Annotated in this window: 27 protein-coding genes and 1 pseudogene; 27 read left to right on the top strand and 1 reads right to left on the bottom strand. The window is 39.6% G+C overall.

The annotated features are described in order from the left end of the window. Positions 1 to 28: 28 nt before the first annotated feature. From lysS to CD00_RS0111530, 8 genes are all read left to right on the top strand, one after another. Positions 29 to 1,591 carry a lysine--tRNA ligase gene (gene lysS, locus CD00_RS0111565; protein ID WP_026656098.1) on the top strand — a complete coding sequence of 521 codons (1,563 nt, stop codon included), beginning with the start codon at positions 29 to 31 and terminating at the stop codon, positions 1,589 to 1,591. Positions 1,592 to 1,992: 401 nt separating this feature from the next. Continuing rightward, positions 1,993 to 2,283, top strand: coding sequence for a DUF6462 family protein (locus CD00_RS18210; RefSeq protein WP_051594174.1), 291 nt, complete (start codon positions 1,993 to 1,995; stop codon positions 2,281 to 2,283). Position 2,284: 1 nt separating this feature from the next. After that, positions 2,285 to 2,470, top strand: coding sequence for a DUF6462 family protein (locus tag CD00_RS0111555; RefSeq protein ID WP_207640490.1), 186 nt, complete (start codon positions 2,285 to 2,287; stop codon positions 2,468 to 2,470). 1 nt (position 2,471) lies between these two features. Continuing rightward, positions 2,472 to 3,257, top strand: coding sequence for a ParA family protein (locus CD00_RS0111550; protein ID WP_026513577.1), 786 nt, complete (start codon positions 2,472 to 2,474; stop codon positions 3,255 to 3,257). Next, complete coding sequence (locus CD00_RS0111545; RefSeq protein WP_026656095.1) at positions 3,247 to 4,158, top strand: ParB/RepB/Spo0J family partition protein; 912 nt, start codon at positions 3,247 to 3,249, stop codon at positions 4,156 to 4,158. Before CD00_RS0111550 ends, CD00_RS0111545 begins: the two co-directional genes overlap by 11 nt. Further along, positions 4,122 to 4,523, top strand: a complete 402-nt coding sequence (locus tag CD00_RS0111540) for a replication initiator protein A (RefSeq protein ID WP_207640489.1) — start codon at positions 4,122 to 4,124, stop codon at positions 4,521 to 4,523. Before CD00_RS0111545 ends, CD00_RS0111540 begins: the two co-directional genes overlap by 37 nt. A gap of 66 nt (positions 4,524 to 4,589) precedes the next feature. After that, positions 4,590 to 5,519, top strand: coding sequence for a DUF6017 domain-containing protein (locus CD00_RS0111535; RefSeq protein WP_026513580.1), 930 nt, complete (start codon positions 4,590 to 4,592; stop codon positions 5,517 to 5,519). Between the two features lie 21 nt (positions 5,520 to 5,540). Next, positions 5,541 to 5,924: a hypothetical protein gene (locus tag CD00_RS0111530; protein WP_026656094.1), complete on the top strand. Its 384-nt coding sequence runs from the start codon at positions 5,541 to 5,543 to the stop codon at positions 5,922 to 5,924. Positions 5,925 to 5,967: 43 nt separating this feature from the next. On the opposite strand, the gene CD00_RS0111525 is transcribed toward CD00_RS0111530, so the two are convergent. Then, entirely contained in the window at positions 5,968 to 6,336 is a 369-nt protein-coding gene (locus tag CD00_RS0111525) for a hypothetical protein (protein ID WP_026513582.1), read from the bottom strand. A 309-nt stretch (positions 6,337 to 6,645) separates the two neighbouring features. Between CD00_RS0111525 and CD00_RS0111520 the strand changes: the two genes are divergently transcribed. The 19 genes and pseudogenes from CD00_RS0111520 (at position 6,646) to CD00_RS0111430 (ending at position 22,391) form a co-directional block, all read left to right on the top strand. Further along, a complete protein-coding gene (locus CD00_RS0111520) occupies positions 6,646 to 6,948 on the top strand; it encodes a hypothetical protein (RefSeq protein ID WP_026513583.1) in 303 nt (100 codons plus the stop codon). A gap of 3 nt (positions 6,949 to 6,951) precedes the next feature. After that, entirely contained in the window at positions 6,952 to 7,329 is a 378-nt protein-coding gene (locus CD00_RS0111515; RefSeq protein ID WP_026513584.1) for a hypothetical protein, read from the top strand. A gap of 16 nt (positions 7,330 to 7,345) precedes the next feature. Next, on the top strand, positions 7,346 to 8,791 hold the full coding sequence (locus CD00_RS0111510; RefSeq protein WP_026656093.1) for a hypothetical protein: 1,446 nt from the start codon (positions 7,346 to 7,348) through the stop codon (positions 8,789 to 8,791). A 95-nt stretch (positions 8,792 to 8,886) separates the two neighbouring features. Further along, positions 8,887 to 9,270 carry a hypothetical protein gene (locus CD00_RS0111505; RefSeq protein WP_051594173.1) on the top strand — a complete coding sequence of 128 codons (384 nt, stop codon included), beginning with the start codon at positions 8,887 to 8,889 and terminating at the stop codon, positions 9,268 to 9,270. Positions 9,271 to 9,356: 86 nt separating this feature from the next. Next, a complete protein-coding gene (locus CD00_RS0111500) occupies positions 9,357 to 9,749 on the top strand; it encodes a hypothetical protein (protein WP_026656091.1) in 393 nt (130 codons plus the stop codon). A 327-nt stretch (positions 9,750 to 10,076) separates the two neighbouring features. Further along, positions 10,077 to 10,610, top strand: coding sequence for a hypothetical protein (locus tag CD00_RS0111495; RefSeq protein ID WP_026656090.1), 534 nt, complete (start codon positions 10,077 to 10,079; stop codon positions 10,608 to 10,610). 253 nt (positions 10,611 to 10,863) lie between these two features. Continuing rightward, on the top strand, positions 10,864 to 11,925 hold the full coding sequence (locus tag CD00_RS0111490) for a DUF5688 family protein (protein ID WP_026656088.1): 1,062 nt from the start codon (positions 10,864 to 10,866) through the stop codon (positions 11,923 to 11,925). Between the two features lies 1 nt (position 11,926). Continuing rightward, positions 11,927 to 12,175: a hypothetical protein gene (locus tag CD00_RS20415; RefSeq protein WP_026513590.1), complete on the top strand. Its 249-nt coding sequence runs from the start codon at positions 11,927 to 11,929 to the stop codon at positions 12,173 to 12,175. Between the two features lie 43 nt (positions 12,176 to 12,218). Continuing rightward, on the top strand, positions 12,219 to 12,719 hold the full coding sequence (locus tag CD00_RS18205; protein ID WP_051594172.1) for a PcfB family protein: 501 nt from the start codon (positions 12,219 to 12,221) through the stop codon (positions 12,717 to 12,719). 32 nt (positions 12,720 to 12,751) lie between these two features. Beyond that, positions 12,752 to 14,350, top strand: a pseudogene (locus tag CD00_RS18200) (VirD4-like conjugal transfer protein, CD1115 family); the annotation flags it as partial. A 50-nt stretch (positions 14,351 to 14,400) separates the two neighbouring features. Beyond that, the gene (locus CD00_RS0111470) at positions 14,401 to 14,613 is read left to right on the top strand and encodes a Maff2 family mobile element protein (RefSeq protein WP_026513592.1); all 213 of its coding nucleotides are present in this window, start codon (positions 14,401 to 14,403) and stop codon (positions 14,611 to 14,613) included. A gap of 72 nt (positions 14,614 to 14,685) precedes the next feature. Further along, on the top strand, positions 14,686 to 15,552 hold the full coding sequence (locus CD00_RS0111465; protein ID WP_026656087.1) for a VirB6/TrbL-like conjugal transfer protein, CD1112 family: 867 nt from the start codon (positions 14,686 to 14,688) through the stop codon (positions 15,550 to 15,552). 9 nt (positions 15,553 to 15,561) lie between these two features. After that, positions 15,562 to 15,984, top strand: coding sequence for a PrgI family protein (locus CD00_RS0111460; protein WP_026513594.1), 423 nt, complete (start codon positions 15,562 to 15,564; stop codon positions 15,982 to 15,984). Beyond that, a complete protein-coding gene (locus tag CD00_RS0111455) occupies positions 15,911 to 18,271 on the top strand; it encodes a VirB4-like conjugal transfer ATPase, CD1110 family (protein ID WP_026656086.1) in 2,361 nt (786 codons plus the stop codon). The genes CD00_RS0111460 and CD00_RS0111455 overlap by 74 nt, the downstream gene beginning before the upstream one ends. Beyond that, positions 18,264 to 19,631: a C40 family peptidase gene (locus CD00_RS20965; RefSeq protein ID WP_051594171.1), complete on the top strand. Its 1,368-nt coding sequence runs from the start codon at positions 18,264 to 18,266 to the stop codon at positions 19,629 to 19,631. Before CD00_RS0111455 ends, CD00_RS20965 begins: the two co-directional genes overlap by 8 nt. An 11-nt stretch (positions 19,632 to 19,642) precedes the next feature. Continuing rightward, positions 19,643 to 19,951, top strand: a complete 309-nt coding sequence (locus CD00_RS18190) for a DUF4315 family protein (protein ID WP_185750443.1) — start codon at positions 19,643 to 19,645, stop codon at positions 19,949 to 19,951. Further along, on the top strand, positions 19,938 to 20,666 hold the full coding sequence (locus CD00_RS18185; protein WP_051594170.1) for a DUF4366 domain-containing protein: 729 nt from the start codon (positions 19,938 to 19,940) through the stop codon (positions 20,664 to 20,666). The genes CD00_RS18190 and CD00_RS18185 overlap by 14 nt, the downstream gene beginning before the upstream one ends. Beyond that, the gene (locus tag CD00_RS0111435) at positions 20,659 to 20,991 is read left to right on the top strand and encodes a plasmid mobilization protein (protein WP_026656085.1); all 333 of its coding nucleotides are present in this window, start codon (positions 20,659 to 20,661) and stop codon (positions 20,989 to 20,991) included. The genes CD00_RS18185 and CD00_RS0111435 overlap by 8 nt, the downstream gene beginning before the upstream one ends. A gap of 20 nt (positions 20,992 to 21,011) precedes the next feature. Beyond that, positions 21,012 to 22,391: a relaxase/mobilization nuclease domain-containing protein gene (locus tag CD00_RS0111430; protein ID WP_026656084.1), complete on the top strand. Its 1,380-nt coding sequence runs from the start codon at positions 21,012 to 21,014 to the stop codon at positions 22,389 to 22,391. Positions 22,392 to 23,060 lie beyond the last annotated feature (669 nt).

The raw sequence follows: 23,060 nt of genomic DNA, 5'->3' as shown, positions 1-23,060 counted from the left end.
TATTAGATTGATGCGGAGGAATCAAAAATTGGAAGCCAATAATCAGCAGAATAACCAGAACACACAGGAAGACGTTGGACGTCTTCGTCAGGTCAGAAGAGATAAGCTTTCTGAGCTTCAGGCAGCAGGAAGAGATCCTTTTCAGATTGTGAAATATGACCAGACTCATCATACACAGGACATCAGGGATAAATTCGATACCCTTGAGTTTGTAGCTCCTGTAGATGCAGATGGAAGACCTGTGGTAGTGCCTCTTTCGGATGTTCCGGCAGAGAAGATCGTATCACTTGCAGGTCGTATGATGAGTAAGCGTGTAATGGGTAAGGCTTCTTTTGCTAACCTTCAGGATAGAGACGGACGCATGCAGCTTTACATCTCAAGAAATGATATCGGAGATGAGGCTTATGCAGATTTCAAGAAGCTTGATATCGGAGATATCATCGGTGTTAAGGGCTTTGCTTTCAGAACAAGAACAGGAGAGCTTTCTGTTCATGTTAAGGAGCTTGTTCTTTTGTCCAAGTCTCTTATGCCACTTCCCGAGAAGTTCCACGGACTTACAGATACAGAGATTCGTTACAGACAGAGATATGTCGACCTCATCATGAATGAGGAAGTGAAGGAGACATTTAAGAAGAGATCTGCGATCATTCGCGAGATCCGTAATTTCCTTGCGGGCAGAGATTTCATGGAAGTTGAGACACCTATGCTTGTAGAGAATGCAGGCGGTGCTGCGGCAAGACCTTTCTTCACACATTACAATGCACTTGATGAAGAGAGAAAGCTTCGTATCTCACTTGAGCTTTACCTTAAGAGACTTATCGTAGGCGGCATGGAGAGAGTATTCGAGATCGGTCGTGTATTCAGAAACGAGGGTACAGATACAAGACATAACCCTGAGTTCACACTTATGGAACTCTATCAGGCATATACTGATTATGAAGGAATGATGGAGCTTACAGAGTCCATGTTCCGTTATCTTGCCGAGAAGGTATGTGGAACAACACAGATTCCTTACGGCGATAACATCATCGACCTGGGCAAGCCTTTCGAGAGACTTACCATGAACGATGCGATCAAGAAGTACGCAGGCGTTGACTTCGACGCTGTTGAAACAGACGAAGAAGCTAAGGCAATCGCTAAGCAGCGCGGTGTTGAATTTGAAGATCGTCACACTAAGGGCGACATTATCAACCTCTTCTTCGAGGAGTATTGTGAAAAGAACCTGATCCAGCCTACATTTATCATGGATCATCCTCTTGCAATCTCACCTCTTACCAAGAAGAAGCCCACAGATCCCGAGAAGGTTGAGCGTTTCGAGCTCTTCATCAATACATGGGAGATGTGCAACGCATATTCAGAGCTTAACGATCCTATCGACCAGCGTGAGCGTTTCGCAGCTCAGGATGCCAATGCGGCAGCCGGTGACGAAGAAGCCGAGCACACAGATGAAGACTTCCTCAACGCCCTCGAGATCGGTATGCCACCCACAGGCGGTATCGGCTATGGTATAGATCGTCTCTGCATGCTGCTTACTAACAGTGCAGGCATAAGGGACGTGCTGCTCTTTCCAACGCTTAAGTCTTTGAATTGACGTATGGAGGAATAGGGAAGAATCGGTGAGTAAAGAGGTCCAATCAGATACATGTTGTACTAAAAAGTACATCTATTTCATTGGATTTCTATACCCTTCAATGGACTTTGGTGCCTAGATTGCCCAAAATGGAGCTCCGCTCTATTCGCTGTTTGGAGTTGATTTAATTAAACAAAAAGTGTTTATTTTTTGTGATAATTGATGAGGAACAGTTGAAAATTAAAGAGATAATACCGGTTATCTGCAAAGAATTCTTTCAGCGAAAAAGGCAATTATTATATTAAAACCTTATATGATCAAATATTCTAAGGACATATGTGTTCTCCAAGAAATGGAGAATAATATATGTCCTTTTTTATTTTCTTTTTTCTTGCACATCCGGAGCAAAAAGGAGGCACTGGATGAACAAATCAAAATCCCCACCAGTAGATTTAGAAAAATATTTAGAAGCCCGAGGAAGAAAGCATCATTACGTCACATATGAAGACGGAGCAAGAGCTTTGGGAATGGCTTATTGGGGCTTTGTCCGATTCTGTCAGGAGATTGGGGCAAATATTCCATTAAGAAAAACATCAATAGTAGATATGGATATCGTTGAAAAATACATAGAGAAATATCCATACGAGTTTAAATGCAAAAGTGAGGGAAATGATATGCCTAAAAAAAGAAAAAAAGATAGACAACATCGATGAATTGGTTAATTCAGGTAAAAAGAAATATGTACGTATAGCAGAAGGAGCTGAGCTCTATTCAGTCGGAAAACATACCTTTGAATCTTGGGTTGAGGAAGCTAAAGCAGCAAGAAGGATAAAAGGAGTTGTACTTGTAAATACAGATAAGATCGATGCGTTCATAGAATCATTTGAGGAGGATTATTGATATGTGCAGAGTTATTGCGGTAGCAAATCAGAAAGGCGGAGTTGGAAAGACTGTAACTTGCGTGAATCTTGGCATTGGATTGGCCAGAAAAGGAAATAAGGTTCTTATGATAGATGCAGATCCACAGGGGTCTCTGACAATAAGTCTTGGTTGCAGTGAACCGGACAGTCTTGATTATTCACTTGCAGATGCGATGGTAGACATTATTAATGATGAACCCATAGATGTGAAAAAAGGGCTTATTCATCATATGGAGGATGTAGATGTTCTTCCGGGTAATATAGATCTGTCCAGTTTAGAAATAACTCTGACAGGTGTTATCAGCAGAGAAACCATTTTAAGAGAATATGTGGATAAAGCAAGAGAGTTTTACGACTATATCATCATCGATTGCATGCCATCTCTTGGAATGATGACTATAAATGCATTGGCTTGTGCAGATTCAGTATTGATTCCTGTTCAGGCGGCGTACCTTCCTGTAAAAGGTCTTCAGCAGCTCATTAAGACAATCGGAAGAGTAAAGAGGCAGCTTAATTCAAAGCTTGAGATTGAAGGAATACTTATAACGATGGTAGACAGTAGAACTAATTATGCAAAGGATATCACAACACTGATATACGAGAACTATTCATCAAATATAAGAATTTTTAAAGAAGAAATACCTTTATCGGTACGAGCAGCTGAGATAAGTGCATCAGGAAGTAGTCTTTATGTATATGATCCAAAGGGCAAAGCAGCGATGGCGTATACATATCTGATTGAGGAGGTAGTGGAAAATGGCAGGTAGGATTGGACAGAAAGTAAAGCTTTCAAGTATAGATGAACTTCTTGGGGTTCCAAGTACAGAAGGTACAGTGGATTTGGAAGTTTTATCAATATATCCTTTTGAAAATCATCCATTTAAGGTTGTCGATGATGAGAAGATGGATGAACTTGTAGAAAGTGTAAAAGAAAGCGGAGTTTTAACTCCTGTCCTTGTAAGACCGGATGATGAGGGGACATATGAAATGATTTCTGGTCACAGAAGGTTACATGCGGCTAGAAGAGCAGGACTTCGAAAGATTCCGGCAATTATAAAGGAAATGACTAATGATGATGCGACTATTGCAATGGTCAATGCCAATATGCAGAGGGAAGAGATACTTCCAAGTGAGAGAGCATTCGCTTACAAGATGAAATTAGAAGCAATAAAGCATCAGGGAGCAAAAAGAGAAACTTCCCCCCAGACTGGGGGGAAGTTGGAAGCGGCTGATATTGTAGGAGAATCTTCCGGAGTAAGTGGATCTCAAGTACAAAGGTTCATACGCCTAACATATTTAATTCCCAATCTTCTAAATCTAGTTGATGTAAAAAGATTAGCTTTAGGGGTGGCGGTAGAATTATCATATCTCAATCATGCTTATCAGCAGTGGATATATGAGTATATCTGCGAAAACGGAATGATAAAACAGGAACAGTTAATGGATCTGAGGAAGTACCGAGAAGATAGTTCATTAACACATGAACAGCTTTTGGAAATCATTATTCAGGGACGTTCTTCTACAGATAAACGAAAGAAGATCACGTTTTCGGAGAGGAAGCTTAATAAGTACTTTCCGGCTTACTATACTCAGCCAGAAATAGAAAGGATAATAGTAGGCTTATTGGAACAGTGGAAGGAATCACAGGAAGGAGAGGGCAACAAATGATGTTGGAATATTTTTATAACACACAATCAGAGCAATTTGCTTCTGTAGAGATACCTAAAGAGATTTTGACAGGGGAGAAGTTTTCTTCCCTATCTCCATCGGCAAAGATATTGTATGCGGTTCTTTTAGCAAAGATGGAAGAAGCCGGAAGGCATAATTGGTTTGATGAAGATAATAGGATTTACATTATATATCCGCTAAGAGAGATTGAAGAAGATATCAATTATTCAAAACATACAGTTATTGATTGTATGAATGAGCTTGAAGATATAGGACTCATTTTTAAGATTCAAACTAAAGGAAAACCAAGTAAGATTTACGTTAAAAATTTCAATAGGATGTGTAGATTTCAATTGATAGGGTAGTGCAGATATTGCACCACTAAGGGAATTAAAAGTAATAGAAAGTAATTGTAGGGAGGATATGGAAGCATGGGCGAAAAGATAATATTTGATTATTTCTATGGTCAAGAATCTGAGATGCATGCTTTTTACAGAGTTCCAAAGCTTCTTTTTACCAATGCGCATTTTAAGAAGCTAAGCTCTGATGCCAAGATTCTATATGGCTTAATGCTTGATAGAATGTCACTTTCACAGAAGAATAAGTGGTTAGATGCCGAAAATAGAGCCTATATCATATATTCTCAGCTTGAAGCAATGGAAATGCTTAATTGTAAGGAAAACAAAGCTATCAATTTGTTTAGGGAGTTGGAGGCGATAGGTCTATTGGAACGTAGAAAGCAAGGACAAGGTAAACCGTCATTGATTTATCTTAAGGACTTTGTTCAAGAGCAGATATTGGAAAAAACAAGTTCTGAAGAGAAATGTTCAGACATGGGAAAAATCAAGGTCAAGAACTTGGAAAAAACAATGTCTGGAGATGGGAAAAAACAAGGTCTAGACATGGGAAAAACCAATGCTAATTATAATAATATAAATAATAATAATTTAGTTATACATACAAATCATATCTATTCGATGAATCAGGATATGAATGATGAGTACAGTGCGTATGCTGAAATTGTAAGAGAAAATCTAGATATTGATAGTATGAGTGAACGCTATCCACAAGATGTAGATATTATTGAGGGGATTTATGACCTTGTACTTGAGACAGTTCTTTGCAGAAAGCCTACAATCTGGATTTCAAAGAATGAGTATCCGACCAACCTGGTTAAGTCCAAGTTTCTAAAGCTCAACCATATGCATCTTGAGTATGTCATGGGATGTATGAAGGATAATACGACTAAGGTTAGGAATATAAAGAACTATCTGTTATCTGCGCTATTTAATGCGCCAACAACTATGGGAAGTTACTATCAGGCAGAGTATATGTATGATCGTGTAAGAAAGGCGGAGTAAATTGAAAAAGGAGGAAATCAAATGACAGTTTTTTTATATATTCTTTTGTTGGTAACCGAATTTATAATTAGAATCGTGGTTGCCCTGATAAAGCGAGTTGATTTGACAAATTCTTTGGTTATCGGAGCTATCCCGGTATTTCTTGTAAGAGAACAGGGATTTGATAAAAAGACAAATTTGATTATCTTCGGGATAGCAGTGCTTTTGGCATTGATAATACAGCATATGTTTACGATTGCCAAAATACTTGCTTCAGTGATAAGTTGCGTAGCTATAGCGTTTCTTTGCGCTATTTGGAAAAGCTATGATTCAAGGCATGCGCAGCTTACAGTAGTTGTTATTGGCACTATCATAGCTGCAATATGGAATCTGCAGTATTGGTACGGATATGAGAGAGAATTGTAAAAGCGCATTTTCTAACAGTGCGCTTTTATGAATTCCGGACGCGTTATGAAATTGCGTCAAGTTCTGTTTCAAGTGCTTTTTTCCTATCTTCGCATTCCTTTTTTTCTTTTAGTATCTTTTCTTTGATAGCAACAATTTGAGACAAGAATTTAGAAGTATCACTGAGACTTTTTTCTAATTCAGTGACGATTCTTTCTTTATATTTTTCTGCCTCGGCTTGGGCTTCTTTTCCACAGACGGCAAAAGGGGACATATCGTAAGCCTTTTGCGGCTCATAGACTTTTTTTATAATATTGTTGTAATGTATCTTTACTTCTTTATATGTTTCTTCGAGTTTAAAGATTTTTGCTTCATATTCTTTTATCTGCTCATCCAGCTTATTAATTTCTGAGCGTTTATCGCTTCGATTCAATTTTGCTACCTCATTATTTTGATTTTATAAAACTATAGTACGAGCATGTAAAAATAGTATTAACATCATATCATAATTATCTGAACTATTTCAAGAATGAAGTTAGTTGTGGTAAACAGGCTGAACAGTATAAGAAATCTCCATTTATAGCATGCAGAGACAGAGAGATGGGGGAAATATAGATGGTGCTGGTGACCATTTGTGTTTGATGTGTGGCGATAAATTTGCTTGATAAAGCGTATTTTGGCGTGATAAAATGTTACTGATTTATTAAAATAGTTTTCTATAAAATAAACAATAAGGAGTAATATGGCAGAAAATAGCGTATACATGGACACGCGAGTGTTTACCGATATAGTTGGAGAAATAGGCGGCACGACTGCTAATTGCGTTCTCTCAGAAGAATCGCTTAGCAAGATTGACGTATTCGAAAAAACAAAAGTTGGTCGTGAGATGAACGAGATTCTTAAGCTTTTTTATAAGTCTACAGATACGTATAGACACGAAGCTTCCGAATCACTTCCGAGGGCTCTTCTTACTCTACGCGATAGTATGATCGAGCAAGATAGGATTCTCAGTAACGGACTTACTGTAGATACAAATCGGAGGTAAGAAATGGGACTTCATTCAAGAATAGAAGAAAAGAAAGCAGAAAAAAGAGGTTATGAACGCGACCTTGCTTATTGCGAAGAAGCGTATGAATATATCAGCCAAAACCTAAGAGTTATTGAGGATGATATCTATAATCCTGATAAAGCATATGATATTACAAATTCCGGCGAGTGGCTTGGCAAACTCGAACAAGATGCAGATGATCATAGGAATGATATCTGTTCAGAGCTTAGCGGAAAGATATCTGAAACATCGAATCTCTTATCTGCCATTGAACGGACAATGGAAAAGCTCCAAGAGCTCATAAGAGAATGTGAAGAAGAGATTGAAGCTCTTGAAGAGGAGCTTCGTGCAAGAGAAAGCAGCTTAAGTAAAATGTAGGATTGAGGAAACAGAAATGGGGATTTGTTGGGATACAAAGAAAGTAAATGATTTTATAGAATATTTTGAGCACGCAGTCCATAATTATATGGAGCCATTAGCGGCGGCTCGTGCAGCTTATGAAAAATATGAGAACAATGAGACTTTTGTGGGACAGGCTGCTGAAAAATCCAAGACATTTATAGGGTTAAAGCAAAAAGAAGTAAACCGCCAACAATACGAACTTTCAAAAGAAATGCTCAAAAAATATACGGATCTTGATGAAACATTCAAGGTTATGGTCGACCCTGCCGCTGATGCAAGAATAGATACCGATGTAGTTAAAAAGGTACAAGCCCGCTTTCAGGGACAACTTGAAGGACTTGAAAGAAGCGGATTTAATATTCAGCAAAAATCAATGGATGTCTTTGATAGGCTTAGCAAATACGGCTGTGGCGTAGAGGAAGTATATTTCAGAAACACGATAGTTAAGTATGATGATTACTGCGGTACTGGTGGTTTCCTTCAGGATTGTATCAGAAAAATGGAGGATTTCGATGACGAAGCGAGTAGACGAGTAATTAATTCTGGGCTTAAGAATGCGATAATTGAGCATATAGATGAGGTATCAGAAATAACAGCGGGGCTTGATTTAATAAATCCTCAGGCTGTTGAAATAGATAAGCAAAAAGTAAGTCTTATGGCGCTGGGAGCAAGCGTAAATTCCTTGAATCCATTTAGCATACCGTTTTATCCGCCTGGATTACATTCAATCCCCATAAAACCAAAGCCTACAAAATTAGAAGAAGAATTAAAAGCTATCTCGGATAGAGATATGACAGCACCACAAAAAATAAAGGATAGCATTTATGATGATGCTAGGGCCTTAAATAAAGTGTTTTCTTTGGATGCTTATATAGAAAGTGCTTCAAAAAAATATCATGTTGATAAAGCTATGATTCAAGCTGTCCTTTTTCGAGAAATAAGATGCTATGGATATGACGATCCACTTGGCGATGCACAAGTTAGGCAAACATATGCTTACGAGCATAAAAAAGAAGAATATGACGAATGGCTTTCAAACATAGATCCAATGAATTATTGGAAAAAGCCATCTAAGCAACCACCTACGCGTCCTCTTAAATATAGATCAGATTCATCTACTGGAGTAGGACAAATATTCGGTAAAACTGCAATAGATGCATATAACTTACATTACGGAACAAATTATGATAGGAAAAATTGGAAGGACGTAGAATTTTTTTGGAACAAACTACAGGATGAAGAATTTAATGTAGAAATGGCTGCACTGGTGTTATGTGCAGGTGCTGATGAATTTGGGTATGATATAAACAATTTATCAACTGAACAACAAAGAGTAGTTTTTACAAGATATAATGGGGATCCGGAAAATCCCATGGCAATTGCATACGGTTATACGGTACAAGATTACTATAATGCATTTTCTGAATATAATAACTGATACACTGTAATTGTAAGGAGAAACTATATTGAAAAATCAAGTTTTTTTTTAAAATTATTAAATTTATTCCCGTATTAATAGTAGCAGGAGTACTTTTGCTATATATTTTGTGCCCTATCAATAATGATAATGTCGCAAAAAATATTGTAAATGAATTACAACAGATTCCTCTTCCCGAAAAAACAGTCATAGTTGAAGAAAAATCTATGGCGGCGAAACTGTGTGGAAATGGCAATGGAATGCAATATTTTGGCGCACTATTACTAAAAAGTGAGTTGTCACAGGATGATTTAAATTTATACTATACTCAGTTCAGTGAAAAATACCATGTTAAACCTCAAAGTGATAGCGAAATAAAACAAATTGAGACACAGATTGTGTACTTTGATACAAATATTGATGGTGATAATTATTACATTCTATATACTTGGGGAGACTATTACGGGATATCCAGTGAGTTTGATTTGAGGGGGCATTGAGAATATTTCACAAATATTTTTGAGGACTATGTGGTACCAAGAGAAGATAATGTAAGAAAAGTTTTTTGTTCAAGAAGGAGAAGTGTATGACATATCTTGAATGTTTGAAAGAAGATGAAAAATACAGAAAGGTCAGTGAGGCTGTTTCTGATTATCCTGATCTTTCGGCAAAGTTAATGGGGGCAATTATGCAGCATGATTGCTGTATAAAGCTTAGCGAAAATTTTGAAGAGATTTTGACAAAGGAGCTGCCTTGCAAATATACACAGGAAGAATTAAATAATATTGTCGAAAATAGTAGAATCCAGGCATACGAAGTGTTAGTGCCTGTAGAAAATGAGGTTATTCTCGAAGCGATAAAGAGGAAAAAAGCTGAACTTGAGAAATACGAAGCTAAACTCATGGATATATACAAAGAGAATAGTGAAAAAGAACTAATTTTTGTTAACGCTACTGATGAGTGTAAGGAATCAGAGTAATAGTTCTACGTCAAGATGTGAAGACCACTACAATATAGTAATGGTAAGGCTTGGGGTTGGCTGAATATCGCAGATTGGGAATATCAATTCAAAAGGAACTTTTATACCCTATTTCAATTTTTATTGTACTTTGTATCAAGGCACTTATCTGCAAAAGGGTAGGTGCTTTTTTGTACTATGAGGGGATTTAAGATTGATAAAAATATGGAACAGATGCTTCACATGAGTTATTAAAAAGATAAAACGTGAATTAGGGGATGAGTATGTTGATTCTTTGAGCGCAGAAGAACTTGAGGAAGAAATATCTGCTTTAATTGGAAAATGATTATGAAGAAAAAAATTATATTTATAGGAATGACTATAATAGCAATATTTTCTGTTATTAGCTTTTATATATATCAAACTAAGAAGTCGGAAGAGGAGAAAAGCAGAATAGCATATTTATATGAGCTACAGAATGAGGCCTTTGAAATCCATGGTATATATGAAGAAAGGTGTTGCTTTCAGACGAGTGAAAAAATAGATTTATCTATGCTTGTTGTTGATTTGTATGCATATAATTACAATCGGTCAGATGAACAATTAAGATTATCGCTCGAAGAAATAATAGATTATCTTGGTGATGAATATTCTTCGAATGGTAAGTTAAGAGTTTTTTCGCGCCCGGAAAATGTTGAAAATTATATTGTCTGGTTTCTGAACTATAAGGATAAAACACGTGATTTTGGTAGAGGCTTAAATGCATTCCTTCAAAAACAGGGCTATGAATTTTATGATGATTTAAATTATAACGATGTTATTGAACTTTTAAAAGAATATGAAAAGGATTCGGAATATGTTCCACCCAGGCAAGATAATTAGTAATGTCCCGATTTTGTCCCTATTTGTCCCTAAATTGTCTCGGTTTTGTCCCGCTATTGTCCGTTGATACCTTAAAATAGGCATGTTATTATTATAGTGGACAAGGGAGCAGGTAAGAGCCAAGTGCTTCCTTGTTTTCTTTTGCGCAGAAGATAATAAAAGAATGAGCGTCAGCTCGTGACTAATAAGTCATGGGTTGGCGCTTTTTTCATGCAACAAGAACGGCTCAGAAGAAATAGGAAAGGGAAAGCATATGGACTTTGAACAATTTAAGGAGGAAATGGCAAAAAAAATCAAGGAGACTCTTGATTCTAAGTATGGAATGGAAACATCTGTGGATGTGAGAACAGTGGAGAAGATGAATGAGTCTTACGAAGCGATAACAGTAAAGCCGGATGGCAGCAATATTGGTGTGAACCTTAATGCTAACGAGCTTTTTAAGGAGTATGAACAGGGAAAAAGCATTGATTGTATTGCTTCTACTGCGGCGGAGTTTGCCAACAGATCACTTCATAGCGGGCCTGACTTTGATATCGATTCTTTTAATGATTACGGCAAGATGAAGGAAAAGCTGACCATGGAAGTTGTCTCTTCTGAGAGAAACGCAGATCTTTTGCAGAAAGTTCCGCATAAGGATATCGAGGATATGTCGGTTGTTTATCGCTTTGAGCTTACACAGACCGATGAGGGAAGAACTTCCGTGCTTGTGACAAACAGGATGATTGAGCAGTACGGAATCACGGCAGAACAGCTTCATGTAGATGCGCTTAGTAATGCTCAGGAGTTTAAGCCAATCGTTATCGAGAGCATGGCTAATGTTCTTGCTAAGCAGATGGGAATTGATGATGTGGATGTGCTTGGCCTTGGCAATCTTCCTAAAGAGGAGCAGACGTATGTTGCTTCTGTCGAGGGATATGTGAACGGCGCCGGAGTTATTGCTTATCAGGATTTTATGGAGAAGGCTTCTGAGCGTGTTGGAAACAGCTCGTTCTTTATTCTTCCGAGCAGTATCCATGAGCTTTTGATCATTCCTGATAATGGAAAGTTCAATCTGCAGGAATTGAAGAATATGGTCAAAGAAGTGAATACAACAACGGTAGATCCTGCAGATAAGCTCACGGACAGCGTTTATCACTATGATGCCAAGGACAAGATCTTTGAGCTTGGAGAGAAGTTCGTGGAACGCCAGAGTACCAAGGACGTTAAGAAATCTCTTTCTGCTGAGATAAAAGCAAAGAAAGAAGAAATTGCCAAGGCTCCCAAGAAGGAAGCGCCCGGAAAAGAGCCCAAAGCAAAGGAAGGAAAAGTAAAATAATATGATTTTTTCAAAGGATAAGCCAAAGAACTGCCGAGGGTGTGAGCATAAGGCTGTTTGCAATGGCATAAAAAGAAATTGTGTGTACCGACAAAAGGCGCTGGAAGCATACATAAGGAGCGATTATCCGTGCCGTGGCTGCCCATATGGCAGAGACCACAGGATATGTTTTCCTTGTTACAAGAATCTTCTGGGGCAGAAAGGAATACAGGAGTGGAAGGAGGAGAATCCAAATATCAGCTTGGAGTGACTTTGGCTTTCCTTTGTAAAAAGCGAAGGGAGGTGATGAATACGTGGAAAATGAGCAGCTTACACAGGACGCGATCAGATTTTGCTATCGATTTACAAGAGAGTCATATGAGCTTACGGAAAAGAATGTTATGAAGCTTTTGGAGGTCGAAAAAAATCTGAGAGAGGGTGCAAAGAAACTTATAAGCAAAGATCCCAAGGTTAGACATGGCAAGATGAAGATCAAACACCTTATTCGTAAAGACGAGGGTGCAACAAGTGTAGATATCGCCAAGACAGAGCTGCGAGATTTTCAGAAGGTTGCCAAAAGATACGGAGTAGATTTTGCGGTTGTCAAGCAAAAAGGTTCGGAACCGCCTGCCTACTCCGTTTTCTTTAAGGCAAGAGATCAGGACGCGATTGCTGATGTTATCCGTTATTATACAGAAAAGAAGCTCATGAAAGAGAAGAAATCTTCGCTTCACGAGAGGATAAAGCAGCTTAAACAAAAGCTTGCGGAAAGACCAAAGAGAACAAGAAGCAAGGCAAAGGAGAAGAGCAGATGATAACGTATGAAACTTTGCTCAAGAGTCCAAGAGTTCTTGTCGGAATTATTGGATTTGCGATTCTGATGCTCATTCTTTTCATCTGGGATAAAAGGGAGAATAAAAAGAAATACAGGCACAGGGTGGAATTCGGTTCAGCCCGGTGGGGCACAAGGAAAGACATAGAGCCGTACATTGACCCTGTGTTTGCAAATAACGTTATTCTTTCTGAAAGTGAGATGCTTACCATGAATTCAAGACCGTCAAATCCCAAGTATGCGAGGAATAAAAATGTCCTCGTGATAGGCGGTTCCGGTTCAGGTAAGACGCGCTTTTTCATAAAGCCAAATCTCCTTCAGATGCATTCATCATACGTGGTAACGGATCCAAAGGGGCTGCTCCTTCCGGAAACGGGTATGGCGCTATATAAGAACGGCTACAGGATAAAGGTGTTCAACACTATAAATTTTGCAAAGAGCCAACATTATAACCCCTTTCAATACATCCGTTCAGAGAAAGACATCCTTAAGATGGTTAACGTGCTAATGATGAACACGAAGGGTGAAGGAAAGAGCTCAGATCCGTTTTGGGATAAAGCAGAGACAATGCTTTATACGGCGCTTATCGGTTACATTCATTATGAAGCTCCCAAAGAAGAGCAGAATTTCAAGATGCTGCTTGAGATGATCAATGCTATGGAAGTCAGGGAGGATGATGAGGATTTTAAGAACGCGATAGACCTTATCTTCGAAGATCTGGAAAAAGAGAAGCCCGATCACTTTGCTGTAAGACAATACAAGAAATACAAGTTGGCTGCCGGAAAGACAGCGAAATCAATCCTTGTATCTTGCGGCGCAAGGCTTTCTCCGTTTGATATCGCGGAACTTCGTGAGATAACGGCTTATGACGACCTTGAGCTCGATACTCTCGGAGATGAAAAAACAGCTCTTTTCCTCATCATGTCTGATACGGAAAGCACATTCTCATTCCTTATAAGCATGATATACACGCAGCTCTTTAATCTACTCTGCGAAAAAGCAGATGATGAGTATGGCGGGAGATTGCCTGTTCATGTAAGGTGCCTTATTGATGAGTGTGCCAACTGCGGAACAATCCCGAATCTTGAACGTATCGTAGCTACGATAAGAAGCAGGGAGATATCGGCTTGTTTAGTCCTTCAGGCGAAGTCACAGCTAAAGGCATTGTACAAGGAGCAGTGCGAAACAATCATAGGCAACATGGATTCGCAGATATTCCTTGGAGGAAGTGAGACTGAGACATTAAAAGATTTAAGCGCAGTCCTTGGAAAAGAGACAATCGACTATTACAACATCCAAGATACCAAAGGGATGCAGCCTTCGATATCTACAAATTATCAGAAGGTAGGGCATGACCTTATGAGCATGGATGAGCTTGCTGTCCTTGACGGAGGCAAGTGCATAGTTCAGGTGAGAGGTGTAAGACCATTCATATCAAATAAGTATGACCTTACCAAACATCCCAAGTATCACCTGACTGCAGATTACAGCGCAAAGAACTACTTTGATGTTGAGCAGTTCGTAAAGCGCGGAGACAACTTAATACTTAGACCCGATGACGAATATGAAGTCATCGACGCAGATGAATTGGAGAGCGTACCGGAAGAAAAATAAAGATCTTTCGAGGCGCTCATTTTTGTTTAAAAGAAAGAGAGGAATTTATTATGGCATTTTTTCAGAGTTCAGTAACAGTACTTCAGTCACTCGTGATCGCACTTGGAGCAGGTCTTGGCATCTGGGGCGGCATAAACCTTATGGAAGGATACGGCGGAGACAATCCCGCTGCTAAGAGCCAGGGGATGAAGCAGCTAATGGCAGGAGGCGGAATTGCACTTATCGGAACGACTCTTGTACCTCTTCTTGCAGGTCTTTTTTAAGATTGGTAGGAGTGATCAGACAGCGGCCGGGGAGAAATCTCCGGTCGTATTTAAAAGTAATGGAGGGCATGCATGGAATCAGTATTAGAACAGATTGAAGAATGGTTTAGAAACATGCTCATCGAAGGAATAATGGAACATCTTACAAATACCTTTTCATCGTTGAATACAGAGGTTGGAGAGATATCAAATGTTGTTGGGCAGACACCTGCAGAGTTCTTACCGTCGGTATATAACCTGATAAGAACCTTGTCAGAGAATCTGATAATGCCGATAGCGGGAATCATCCTGACTATCATTGCATGTTATGAGCTTATCCAGCTCGTGATAAGTCACAACAACCTTGCCAATTTCGAGACCTTTATATTTTTTAAATGGGTATTTAAGACTTTTGTGGCGGTAACACTTATAACAAATACTTTTACGATAACAATGGCGGTGTTTGATGTAGCCAAGTGGGTTATAGAAAGAAGTGGAGGAATCATAGCCGCAAGCACGACGGTAGATGCATCCACTCTTGCATCAATGCAGCCTGTTCTTGAAGCGATGGATACGGGAGAACTGTTCAGCATCTTCCTACAGACATTTGTTTTGCAGTTCCTCATAAAGCTGGCAGCGGTGTTTATCTTCATCGTGGTGAATGGAAGGATGATTGAGATTTATCTGTACGTTTCAATGGCTCCAATCCCGTTCGCAACGTTTGGAAATCAGGAACAATCGCAGATGGGACAGAACTATTTTAAGGCTCTGTGGGCTCTTGGGCTTCAGGGATTTCTTATCATGGTCTGCGTTGGCATATATGCCGTGATGATACAGTCTGTCGCATTTAGCTCAGACATCATGGCATCAATGTGGAAAGTATTTGGATTTACGGTGCTTCTTGGCTTTACGCTGCTTAAGTCGGGTTCGATAGCAAAATCGATTCTTCATGCAACATAAGGAGGATTTATGGCAAATTATATCAGTGTACCTCGTGATTTTTCAAAAGTGAAATCCAAGGTATTTTTTAATCTGACAAAAAGACAGCTCATATGCTTTTCGCTGGGAGCAATGATAGGTGTTCCCACCTTCTTTCTCATAAAACGGTTTGGAAATGTGACAGTGGCAACTCTTGGGATGATGATCACCATGATGCCACTGTTTTTTCTTGCCATGTATGAAAAGAATGAGCAGCCGCTTGAGGTGTACATAGAGCATTTCATTGATGCTACGTTCAAAAGACCTAAAGTGCGCCCATATAGAACACAAAATTATTATGCACTGCTTGAAACAATAGCAGAGCAGGAAAGGAAGACAGATGATAAAACCATTTCAAAAGGGAAAGAAAAAAAGAGACGTGCCTCAGACCGCACAGGAAAGCATTCCCTTTGACAGAATGTTTCCCGATGGCATATGCCGCGTAGGGAAGAATTTTTACACTAAGACAATACAGTTTCAGGATATCAATTACCAACTTGCTCAACAGGAAGACCAGACGGAGATTTTTGAGGAATGGTGTAGCTTCCTTAATTTCTTCGACAGCTCGGTACATTTCCAGTTATCTTTTTTAAACCTCACGACAGATGTGGAGAAGTTTGAGAAAAAGATAGCCATAAAGCACAGGGGCGACGGCTACGACAGAGTTCGTGACGAGTACAGTTACATGCTGTTTCATCAGATGCAGGCAGGGAACAACGGACTTACCAAGACAAAGTTTCTTACCTTCGGAATACATGCAAACGGCATAAAAGAGGCTAAGCCGAGGCTTGCACATATTGAGAATAATCTTCTCAACAACTTTAAGAGAATAGGGGCGGTAGCCGCAACTCTTAACGGAATGGAGAGACTTGAGCTTATGCATGCTCAGTTCCATATGGGGGATGATTCCAAGTTCTATTTTGACTGGAATGATTTTTCTAAAGCGGGATCCTCTGTTAAGGATGCCATTGCACCAAGCAGCTTCTACTTCAAGAACGGAAGAGTCTTTAAGATGGGAAGTACTTACGGATGCATGAGCTTTTTGCATATAACTGCATCTGATATAAGTGACAGGATGCTTGCTGATTTTCTTTCTATGGAATCCAGTCAGATAGTTACTATCCATCTGCAGTCGGTCAATCAGAATGAAGCGATAAAGACCATCAAGCATACGATCACGGAGCTGGACAGATCCAAGATTGATGAACAGAAAAAGGCAGTCCGCTCCGGGTATGATATGGATATAATTCCTTCAGATCTTGCGACTTACGGAAAAGATGCAAAAGAACTCCTGAAGGAATTGCAGTCACAGAATGAAAGAATGTTCCTTATGACATTTCTTGTTATGAACACCGGGACAACACAGCAGGAGCTTGAGAACAATTTCTTTCAGGCAAACAGTATAGCTCAGAAGCATAACTGCAATCTTATAAGACTCGATTTTCAGCAGGAGCAGGGACTTATGAGTATGCTTCCGCTTGCAAGCAATCTTATCGAGATAAGAAGAGGAATGACAACTTCTTCAACGGCTATCTTTGTTCCTTTTACTACGCAGGAATTGTTCCAGACGGGAAAAGAATCTTTGTACTACGGTGTGAACGCATTGTCCAGTAACCTCATCATGGTAGACAGAAAGCTACTTAAGAATCCCAACGGACTCATACTTGGAACTCCCGGTTCCGGAAAGTCTTTTGCAGCGAAAAGAGAGATTGCTAATGCTTTTCTTGTAACGGATGACGATATCGTTATATCAGATCCCGAGCGTGAGTACAGTCCACTTGTTGAACACTTCGGAGGTCAGGTCATAAAGATAAGTCCCACGTCGACGCAGTATATCAATCCGATGGATATCAACAACAATTATTCCGATGATGACGATCCGGTCATGCTGAAGGCAGATTTCATCCTTTCCTTGTGCGAGCTTATTGTCGGAGGAAAAGAGGGCCTTCTCCCTGTAGAGAAGACGGTCATCGACAGATGTATTCACCAGATATACCGAAGGTATTATGAAAATCCTGTGCCTGAGAATATGCCTATACTTGAAGATTTATACAATGAGCTCCTTAAACAGGAAGAAGCGGAGGCTATACACATAGCCACTGCGCTTGAGATTTATGTATCGGGTTCACTTAATGTCTTTAACCACAGAACAAATGTGGACATAAAGAGCAGGATAGTCTGTTATGACATAAAGGAACTTGGAAAGCAGCTCAAAAAGATTGGGATGCTCATAATTCAGGATCAAGTTTGGGGAAGGGTATCATCCAACAGAGAAGCCGGAAAGTCTACAAGGTACTATTCGGATGAGATGCACTTGCTCCTAAAAGAAGAGCAGACAGCCGCTTATACGGTAGAGATATGGAAGCGCTTCAGAAAATGGGGAGGAATCCCGACAGGTATAACTCAGAACATTAAAGATCTGCTTGCTTCACGTGAGATTGAGAATGTCTTTGAAAACTCAGATTTTATTCTCATGCTCAATCAGGCGGTGGGAGACAGGCAAATCCTCGCCAAGCAGCTTAACATAAGTCCTCATCAGCTCTCGTATGTAACACATTCGGGAGAAGGTGAAGGGCTTTTGTTTTACGGAAATGTCATCCTGCCATTTGTTGACAGATTCCCTAAAGACCTTGAACTTTATCGAATCATGACTACGAAGCCGCAGGAGATTAATGAAGCAAAGGAGCAGAAGAATGGATGATGAAAGAAAAAAGAATAGTGAAGATAAGAACTCCGGTGTCCAAAGTATTGAGGCGGGAATATCTGTAGCCCATGTTTATGCGGAAAAGCTCGAGAAATACAACTATAAGAAAAAGCAGAGAGCAAAGAAATTACGTAAACATGCGACTGAGGATAGAGCGGTACAGAAGTCGGAATCCAATCCTCAATCAAAGGCAAGACAGCGAGCGCAAATAAAGAAAGAGACTCAGAGAAAGGTACAGAATCGAAGCTCCAAAGAGGCGGCAAATCAGTTTGGGGATATCAGCAGAAAATTTGTGGATAAAGCCGAAGACCTGACGGGAAAGTTTGCCGAATTTATAACGGAACATTTTGAAGAAAGTTTTGTCGTTATGGTCGTGATGGTTCTTATCCTTGTGATCGGAGCTCTTTTCTCTTCGTGTGGTTCAGGTCTTACGGGAACATCCCATGTGGGAGTCGCAACAAGTTATACATCCGATGATGAGGATATATATGAGGTTGAGGATGACTACAGGGAACTTGAAGAAGCACTGCAAGAGCTTATAGACAATGCTGAGACCGATCATCCCGGTTATGACGAGTATCAATACTACCTTGATAACATCGGGCATAATCCGTATCAGCTTGCGGCAGTGCTCACAGTTCTTTACGAACAGTATAAAGACAGTTATGTGAGGGGAACTTTGGCTGAGATATTTGAGCGGCAGTATTATCTTTCTTTTAACTCTGTTACGGAGACAAGAACTGATGAAGATACGGGAGCTCAGTACGAATATAGGATCCTAAAGGTTACGTTGGTCAATCGAACGCTGGATACTGTTATAAGAGGTCTTGGGTTATCCGCAGACCAGATGGCAAGGTACGAAGTTCTTCTTGAGACTTATGGCAATAAAAGATATCTGTTTGAGGAAGATATTTATTCCATAGTGGAGCCGGGAAGATACGGTGAGTACGACGTTCCGCCTGAAGCTCTTACCAACACAAGATTTTCTAACATGATAAGAGAGGCTGAGAAGTATCTCGGATATCCGTATGTTTGGGGAGGAAGTAAACCTTCTACTTCGTTTGATTGCTCGGGATTTGTATGCTGGGTGATCAATCATAGCAACAACGGATGGAATGTCGGAAGAACTACTGCGAACGGACTTCTTGGAAGATGTACAAGAGTCTCTGCATCGGAAGCGCAGCCGGGAGACCTTATCTTTTTCAAAGGAACTTATGATGTGAAGGGTGCCAGTCACGTTGCAATATACGTCGGGAATGGGATGATGCTTCATGCAGGAAATCCGATTCAGTATACATCTATAAATACAAACTATTGGCGAAAGCACTTTTACACCTATGGAAGAATAAACGGATGAAGGAGGTAATTATGTTTGAGAGAATTGAGAGATTAAGAGATGAACTTGAGAGAGCCAAGATGCGAAGAGCTGAGGCTGAGGCGAGAGTTAAGGCTTGTGAGAATAAGTTAAAAGAAGCTGAGAATAATCAGATCATATCGGAAGTTGCCAAAAGAAAACTTCGCCCCGAAGAGCTGGCTAAACTTCTTCAGATAGCGGCTGACGGAAGGTTGGAAGCTCTTTTGTCGGGAAATCCTGTAGAGGGTACTGCGAATGTAAATGAAGCGGACTTGGGTAAAGACTATGATGAAAGTGAGGAAACAGGTTATGAAGAATCTTAAGCTTAATAAGTTTGGTGTGAAAGCTGTGGCGGGTGCTGCAGCTCTTTTTATTGGAACAACTCCGGTAAATGTATCTGCGAATGCACCGGAGTGTACTTGTGAAACAAAGTGTACTGAGGATTGCATCAACAAAGAGTGCAAGGTATGCGGAAATGATTTCCATGATTGTGAGGGAAAAGAAACGGATGAGCTACCTGAAGAATATGGGCCGCTTACACCCGACGGAAATATGGAGCTTGTTGATGATTACGGAAGTTTGGAGTGTGGCGGCAAACAGTTCATAACGGTCGTTACAAAGAGCGGAAATTATTTCTACATCATAATCGACAGAGATGATGATGGTAATGAGAATGTTCATTTCTTGAATATGGTTGATGAAAGAGACCTTCTTACTCTGATGGATGATGAGGAAGTAAAAGAGTATATGGAACTTGTGAAGGAAGAGAATAAAGAGCCTGAGCCTGAACCGACTCCCGCGCCTATTCCAGAACCAGAGCCGACACCAACGCCTGAACCAGTGAAGAAAGACTATACTCTGCTTCTTATCGTTCTTCCCATTACTGCGATCGGAATGATATTTGCATATTTTGCTCTTAAGAAAAAGAGACAGCAGCCAAAGGATGAACTGGATCCCGATGTGGACTACGTGGATGATGAGAATGATTATCTTAATCGGATTGAGTCAGATGAAGAGGATGTGAATGCTGATGATTAACAGGACATGCAAGGTTTTCTTTAGGGCAACACCTGAAGAACTGGAAAGGATATATGCAAAGATGGAGAGCGTAGGCATTAGGAATCTTAGTGCCTACCTCAGAAAAATAGTCTTAAGAGGATTTGTGATAGAGATTGATATGTCGGACTTTAAAGATATTCAAAGGCTACTAAGTATTGAGAGTAACAATCTTAATCAGTACGCAAGAAGAGCTAATGAGACCGGAAGCATATATAAGGCTGACATTGAAAGTCTGCAGAGATCACACAAGGAACTCATAAGGCTTATGGGAAGTATTCTTGATAAGTTCAATGATATGTATTGAGTGAAATGAGGTAAACGGAAATGGCAGCAACGAGACTGATTGCTATGCATAAGAATATTGGAAAGTCGGTGGGACAATGCCTGGCAGCTCGAACAGATTATGCCAAGGACGAAGATAAGACTGAAGACGGAAAGTATATTACTGCCTATGCTTGCGATGTGGATATTGTGGAAAAAGAGTTCTTGGACTCAAGAAATGATTACATAAGAACTACAGGCAGAGAATATAAGGGTGATATCATTGCTTACCAGATTAGACAATCCTTTAAACCCGGCGAAGTTACGCCGGAAGAAGCAAATGCGATTGGCTTCGAAACTGCCATGAGGTTTACCAAAGGAAATCATCAATTCATCTGTTGTACTCACGTTGATAAGGATCATATCCACAATCATGTTATATATAACTCCGTCAACCTGCATTGTGACAAGAAATTCAGAGACTCATGGTTTTGCGGAATAGGTCTTAGACGCCTATCTGACATGATTTGTCTTGAGCATGGCCTATCAGTAATAGAACCTTACAAGCATAAAGGAAAGAAACCAATCTATCAAAAGAGCTATCGCCAAGATATAAGAGATGCCATTGATAAGATTCTTGCAGGTAAGCCAAAAAATCTTGAAGCTCTTATATCCGAACTTGAAAAAGCCGGGTATGAGATAAAACGAGGAAAGCACTTGACACTTAGAGGCCTTGGAAGGAAAAACTTTGTTAGATTCAGATCCTTGGGAAAAGAGTATTCGGTGGAAGCTCTGAAAAATAAGATTGATGGAATTTACGAAATCAAAGAGAGTAAAGATTCTAAGGAGGAAGTTTCTTTTGACTTGCTCGTTGATATTCAGGAAAAGATAAGGCAGGGAAAGGGTATAGGTTATGTTCGCTGGAGTAAGAAATTCAACAACAAAGCTATAATGAAAACTTTGCTCTTTTTAAATGATAAGGGAATCAGAAGTTATGCAGAACTCAAGGAAAAAGCAGATGGATCTGCGGTAGATTTTAGAAAACTTACGGATAGCATAAGAGCTGTTGAAGGAAAAATCGATGAACTAGGAAAGCTTCGAAAACACCTGATTAACTTCAATAAGACAAGAGCTATTTTCGAAGAATATAAGAAATCTCATTACAGTAAAAAGTTCTTTGAAGCTCATCGGGAGGAAATAACAAAGTGCAGAGCAGCAAAAAATGCTTTCAACGAGTATGGACAAAAGCTTCCATCGATAAAAGAACTGAACAATGAGATTGGAAGACTTATGCAGGATAAGAAATCTTTATACAGGGAGTATTACCTGAAGAGGGATAATAACAAAAATCTTCAGGAAGCGAAGAGAAACGTGGAGATGTTTTTACAAATCGATGCAAAAGATACAGATAAGAAAATCGAGAAATCGCAGCCTTCTCGGTGATACAAAAACGTAGTTATTAAGCGATAGCGCTGTTCCGAATTTTTCGGTTAAAGGGGTTTGGGGCGGTACGCCTCCAACAAGCGGCAAGAGCATTTGTCTGTCAAATGCACTGCTTGCCACTTCTTTTATAGCCCTCGTAGGGATTCTTTAGAAGCGGCGCTACGACAGGATTTAAGAGAAATGTTATGGAAACAAAACATGAGATTAGAATAATCTGTGGGGTAAGCAAATCTAAGGTTACAAGGTTGGAAAATCGTAAAGGACAGATATTGAGATATTCAAGAATTCATCGATAAACTAAAGTGAAAATGGTATAATATTTTAATCGGTATGACCGGATTTGAGATTTATTCTATGAATGGTTTTAGACATAGAGAAGTAAAAATGTCTAGATTATACAACAAACTCTGGAAATTGATGATAGATAAGAAAATGAATTAAACTCAACTCTGTAAGGGGGTAAATATAGCAACAAATATGTAATTGTTGCACCAGATGATTTGCGTGAGAAGGTTGTGGATGAGGCTAATAGGCCTCAATTCAAGAGCCTTGATGCGAGATACTTTTCGTACTCGTCAGTTGAGGAACTGTATTACATTTGTACGCATAGACATTTGCATGGTGTTACGCAAGAGTTTTTGGATTGCTACATGGAAAAGGTTTGCGTGG

The sequence above is a fragment of the Butyrivibrio sp. AE3003 genome, from assembly GCF_000686065.1.
Taxonomy (GTDB): Bacteria; Bacillota; Clostridia; order Lachnospirales; family Lachnospiraceae; genus Butyrivibrio; species Butyrivibrio hungatei_A.
This window is presented reverse-complemented; position numbering and strand designations above follow the sequence as displayed.